The organism is Brevundimonas sp. (assembly GCF_036963785.1).
GTDB lineage: Bacteria > Pseudomonadota > Alphaproteobacteria > Caulobacterales > Caulobacteraceae > Brevundimonas.
The window spans coordinates 1-3,471 of the sequence record NZ_JBALUS010000012.1 but is presented as its reverse complement, the minus strand read 5'-3'; the positions used below and the strand labels follow the sequence as shown (position 1 = coordinate 3,471).

Annotated in this window: 5 protein-coding genes and 1 pseudogene; 1 reads left to right on the top strand and 5 read right to left on the bottom strand. The window is 61.3% G+C overall.

Annotated features, from left to right (window positions below):
* Positions 1-276 (top strand): annotated as a pseudogene (locus tag V7672_RS15210) (S8 family serine peptidase); the annotation flags it as partial.
* Positions 277-442: 166 nt separating this feature from the next.
* Here the strand turns inward: V7672_RS15210 and V7672_RS15205 are convergent.
* The 5 genes from V7672_RS15205 to V7672_RS15185 form a co-directional block, all read right to left on the bottom strand.
* Positions 443-1,081 (bottom strand): DUF736 family protein, encoded by a 639-nt coding sequence (locus tag V7672_RS15205; protein WP_335625411.1) that lies wholly within the window; start codon positions 1,079-1,081, stop codon positions 443-445.
* Between the two features lie 74 nt (positions 1,082-1,155).
* Positions 1,156-1,458 (bottom strand): hypothetical protein, encoded by a 303-nt coding sequence (locus V7672_RS15200; protein ID WP_335625410.1) that lies wholly within the window; start codon positions 1,456-1,458, stop codon positions 1,156-1,158.
* Positions 1,459-1,558: 100 nt separating this feature from the next.
* Positions 1,559-2,020: a DUF6915 family protein gene (locus V7672_RS15195; RefSeq protein ID WP_335625409.1), complete on the bottom strand. Its 462-nt coding sequence runs from the start codon at positions 2,018-2,020 to the stop codon at positions 1,559-1,561.
* A gap of 1 nt (position 2,021) precedes the next feature.
* Complete coding sequence (locus V7672_RS15190; RefSeq protein WP_335625408.1) at positions 2,022-2,408, bottom strand: DUF6878 family protein; 387 nt, start codon at positions 2,406-2,408, stop codon at positions 2,022-2,024.
* A 121-nt stretch (positions 2,409-2,529) separates the two neighbouring features.
* Entirely contained in the window at positions 2,530-3,435 is a 906-nt protein-coding gene (locus tag V7672_RS15185) for a hypothetical protein (RefSeq protein ID WP_335625407.1), read from the bottom strand.
* Between the last annotated feature and the right edge of the window lie 36 nt (positions 3,436-3,471).

Genomic DNA, 3,471 nt, shown 5'->3' with positions numbered 1-3,471 from the left:
CTTTGGGACTTCGGTAGCAATCGGCGCCATGTCGGGTCGCTCCATATAGATCAGCTGACATGCAGGGCTTCAGATCTGGCGCGGCGCAACTTGCTGGCTGTTCACCCAGTCACCGGTTGGTGGAAGTCGAAAAAGCTTCTCGCTGAGAGTTTGCCTTCCGTACGCTACGCACTGATTGTGGAAATCGACGCAGCAGAGTTGGACACCGAGCTCTACGCCGAGGTTCAAGTTGCTGTTGACGCATTGATTGCCGCTCAAGCAGTTGTACAAGTCTGACTGTATTGGAGACCCCGCGCAGCGCTCCCTATCTCGGCATCGCATCTACATCGGGCCTCCACATGAAATGGCAGTTCGATCGCTCTATTGAAACAAACACAGCAAAAGGGGAACCGTGATCTCACGGCTCCCCTTTCGGTTCAGATCGTCTATTCTTACGCGTTGATCACGCGACCAGCGACAGCCCCGCGCCTGCGTCCTGCGGCTGCTCACCGCTGTCGATGAACGGAATGATCGAGAAGGTTTGCCCGCCGCGCTGCTCTTCGTTCTGCACGGCGTTGACGCGCAGGTCGCCATCAGGCGTGTTGATCAGCATGAACTCCAGATCGAACATCATATTGGCGATGTAGCCGGTGAAGGCATTGTCGGCGTCCATTGCGGTGAGCTCGCCCGAGATCGAGCCAGATTTCATCAGGCCGTTCGAGACCAGCGGGATGATCTCGAACTCGCCGCTCTGGGCCGTGCGCGCTTCTTTCGTCTGTACCGCGTTGACCCGGAACGGGCCGAGGCCGACATCGATCTGCATCGAGATGTAGGGGTTGCCGCTGGTATTGCCCGTCTCGTTCCAGGCCGTGCCGATGCGCACCTTGCGGCCTGACTTGTTGACTGCTGTCACGTCAAAATCCGGGCTGCGTTCGGACATCTTGGCCCGCGCCTCCAACTGGATGGCGATGTCAAAGCGCGTCGAGTGGATCATGCCGGTGTACTGAGCGGCTGCGGTCTCGACATTGCGGGTGAGGGTTCCTGCGAACATGGGATGGTTCCTTCTTTGATTGGCCGGTGCCTGACGTCCTTGCCAGCGCATCCGGGATTGCTTTCTCGACCCCTTGAGGGATCACAAATCAGAAAGCTTGCTTTCCTTTCAGCCCCGCCCACGAGTCAGAGCTGCCGTCCGAGTGGGAAGGCCCCCGCGCCTCCGGGTGCTACACCCCTCCCCTCCCCGTCTGGTCTTGATTGGCTGCCCGGATTTTCTGCGCCGTCCTCCGATCGCGCTATGAAGAACTCCGCCTCTTTTCCGTTCAACCGGTGCCCACCCTGATCGGTCAGACCGATGCAGCTCCCGTTCGGCAGATGGGTGATGAGGTACTGACCCAGCCGGTCCTTGTGGACAAGGTAGCCGGTATTGGCCCAATGCACGGTCTGCCCGGCATCGACTGCGGCTTTGATTTCATCGAGAGTCATGCGAACCTCCATACGAAGAATGGTGGGGAAACGACGCAAGAAGCCCGGTCGTCCAACCGGGTTTCCATGCAGCATTAGTTTGGCCAACGGCCGAGACCTGTCAGGCACCTTGCGTGACTTGTGTCGCGCGCGCCGCCATCCAATCCTTCAAACCAAGAACCGTTCTGCCGGCGGCGACTTCAGATGCCCAGGCGGCCCTTGGGTCGCCGCAGGGCTCGGAGCCGACATGCCGGTCGATATGGCCATTGGCCATCCATGGCTCGGGCTGGATCCGTCGCAGCCAGTCCGCCATGCTGGGAATGCGGCCCTGGCAGTCTTCACGGATATGCTGCTCGCCGATCCAGCGCACCGGAATGTCCCGACTTGCGCTATTGGTCAAGGTTAGACCGAAGACACGTTCAGCATCGAACAGACCTTGGGTATGGTGGCGCAAGGCCCGGTGCGTGAAAAGCGCGAGGTGCTCTTTCGAGGCGTCAAACCGATCGTGGACGGCCTGATAGTCAGACGGCACCCCGCCGAATTTCCGGGCAGAGCTTTCGGCATGATGAAGCGGATGGGCCATCTCAAAGCCCCTCGTCATAGCTGTGCGAGCATTCGACATAGCGGTCGGCGTGATCGAGGGTGATGCTGTCTGCTGTAATGTCCCAGGTCAGCGTGCCGTAGCCACCCTCGTTGTTCTCGAACCCCGGATGATGGTGATAGGCGAGTGACCAGGCGAAATCGCCCACGGCGGTGACAAGCGCTACCGGCAGTTTGACCTCCGCAGGCTGCACCGTCACATCCTCGACATTGCCGGAATCGCCATAGCCTTCGTATTCGGCGGTGACCTCGTTGATGCCAAGCGCGCGCAATTGCGCGATCAGTTCCGCTCGGGTTGCCTTCAAGGTGGTTTCACGCTCTGCGCGCCACTGAGCCGCCAGCGCGGCATAATCGATCTGGGGTTTGATCATGGGTCTGTCCTTTTGTCTGCAATTGGGGGGCCGGGCGCGGCATTGGTCAGCGCGCGCCCGGAAAGCGCAGACCGGCCAAACGCTGATCCGCGATGCCCGACACAAAGCCCCCTTTGACTTTTCAGGCGGCTTGGTCTGTCGCGATGGCAGGCCTCTGCACCACGATCCGGGCCAGAATGCTTCCCGTGTCGATCCCGTCTCCATGCGGCAGGAACACCCGCAGCTGGAAGGAGATGATCTCCGTGAAACACCCCATGGCCTTGAGACCTTCAATCATGCCCCGATCCGCACCACCCAGCTCGAGACGCATCTCGCCTGCGACCCGGCGACGGGTCAGGGTGAGACCCCGGCCCAGATCGACAGGCGCAGTGGTGCCGAGGGCGGCGGTCAACATCTCTTGCGGCGTTTGCGGGTTGGAGACAAGGAAGCGGGCGCGGAGCGCGGCCGCCCCTTCTTCGCTCAACGTGCGCCCGATCATCGCGGTCGCCCCGTCGGGCGTGACCCGGTAGATGCGCTCATTGGTGGCCGGAATGTCCTTCCAGATCGGCAACAGCAGCCCGGTCAGCAGGTAGAGCTTGGTCGTGGTGGTTTTTGGCAGGGACGCAGCCTCGGCATCCCAAAGCCGCGCAAACTCAGGCTTGCCGATCTCTTCCCAGGCGGAGGACTTGAACCTCGCCTCTTCGAGATAGCTCGACCCGTTTGGCCTCACCGCCTTACGCATCAGCGTCACGATATCCTCGTCATACATTTGCATGGGCCGCGCCGAGATCAGCGCCGCGCGGCCGGAGGCGCGATTCACCATTGGCAGCTTGTCGGGATTGCGCGACAGGGCGTCATCCGCCGACAGCACGTGGACCGGGTCCGTCACCTCAAGTCCGATGATCCGCGTCACCGCGCCGGATTTCGGGCAGGTCCAGAGATCCTCTGTGGAGACCTGTTCGATCTTTTCGCCACGCAGGGTTTCCACGCCGAGATCGAGCGTGCCCGCCGCGCGCGCCCGTTCAGTCTGATCGGCAATCCGGCGCATGAACTCGGCAAAGAGCGCGTTCTGCATGTGGATGGG

Bases quoted from the DNA above. Each gene is read 5' to 3' on its own strand.
- V7672_RS15205 (WP_335625411.1), bottom strand. From the start codon at position 1,081: ATGCGCTGGCAAGGACGTCAGGCACCGGCCAATCAAAGAAGGAACCAT.
- V7672_RS15200 (WP_335625410.1), bottom strand. From the start codon at position 1,458: ATGACTCTCGATGAAATCAAAGCCGCAGTCGATGCCGGGCAGACCGTG.
- V7672_RS15195 (WP_335625409.1), bottom strand. From the start codon at position 2,020: ATGGCCCATCCGCTTCATCATGCCGAAAGCTCTGCCCGGAAATTCGGC.
- V7672_RS15190 (WP_335625408.1), bottom strand. From the start codon at position 2,408: ATGATCAAACCCCAGATCGATTATGCCGCGCTGGCGGCTCAGTGGCGC.
- V7672_RS15185 (WP_335625407.1), bottom strand. From the start codon at position 3,435: ATGCGCCGGATTGCCGATCAGACTGAACGGGCGCGCGCGGCGGGCACG.